Below are 1,002 nucleotides of genomic sequence, written 5' to 3'. Positions count from 1 at the left end.
ATGATTTGATATATTCCGGTGTCAGTTTGGTTTGTTTCATGGTTTTATCCTTTTATGATTAATGGGTAGATATGTCTGGTCATAAGACTTGCTGTTTGGAGCAAACAGTTGGTAAGTCATTGTTACTCCTTTGTCTTCATGCCAAATCATAACCAAAACCCACCGCACTTTTATTCTAGCCGCGTCCAAAATACTTATCCGCTGATAATAGCTACACTCAAAAAGCCTGAGTCAACCAATCAATTTTTATTTAAGGAGTATATTATGAAAGGCTTTTTTAACGCATTAAAACAAGGTCGTTTGCTGTCTTGGGTAATTTCTGCCTTAGTTTTGCTGATTATTATCGGCTTAACTTCACCACAGCAGGTTCCAGTGGTGTTGTATAAACTCTCCCTTGTTTCGATTGCTGCCATTATCGGCTATCACTTAGACCGCGCACTGTTTCCGTATGCCAGTCCGGGTAACTATTTGACGATAAATTGGAAAGAGCGCATTAAAAATAAAGGGAAATTAATTTCCGGTGTTGAATATCCGGTTCATAAAGGTTATGAACTTATTTTTGCCATTGTGGTATTGCGCCGCGCATTAATTGTCGGTGCGGTCATGTTAGGCGTTACGTTGGGGCTTTAAATATGCGATTTATCCGTCGTTTATTGGTTGTCGTGATGTTGCTTTGCCCGTTTGCAGCGCAATCCGTACCACATGACGCCAAACCATACCAGCGTGAGTTGATCCGCAACGGTTATGCTATCTGGGGTTTAAAAGCCCCGATAGCCCTGTTTGCCGCGCAAATCCATCAAGAATCACAGTGGAATATCACCGCACTCTCACCTGTCGGTGCGCAAGGTTTGGCACAGTTTATGCCCCAAACCGCCGATTGGATTGCCAACCTTTACCCGGAGCTGGTAAATAACCAACCTTACAATCCTAGCTGGGCATTACGTGCCCTTGTGCGCTATGACTACTGGCTTTATCAACGTATTAGCGCACATACCGAATGTG

At 43.1% G+C, this 1,002-nt stretch carries 2 protein-coding genes; both read left to right on the top strand.

All coding sequences use genetic code 11. The features are described 5' to 3' along the window. The first annotated feature begins 264 nt into the window (after positions 1–264). Positions 265–630 carry a putative holin gene (locus C228_RS0113035; RefSeq protein ID WP_018653022.1) on the top strand — a complete coding sequence of 122 codons (366 nt, stop codon included), beginning with the start codon at positions 265–267 and terminating at the stop codon, positions 628–630. A 2-nt stretch (positions 631–632) separates the two neighbouring features. Beyond that, on the top strand, positions 633–1,002 hold a 370-nt coding region (locus C228_RS0113030; protein ID WP_018653021.1), incomplete at its 3' end, for a transglycosylase SLT domain-containing protein.

The organism is Actinobacillus capsulatus DSM 19761 (genome assembly GCF_000374285.1).
Lineage (GTDB): Bacteria > Pseudomonadota > Gammaproteobacteria > Enterobacterales > Pasteurellaceae > Actinobacillus > Actinobacillus capsulatus.
Note: the sequence above shows the minus strand (reverse complement) of the source record. Positions and strands in the feature narration are given on the sequence as shown.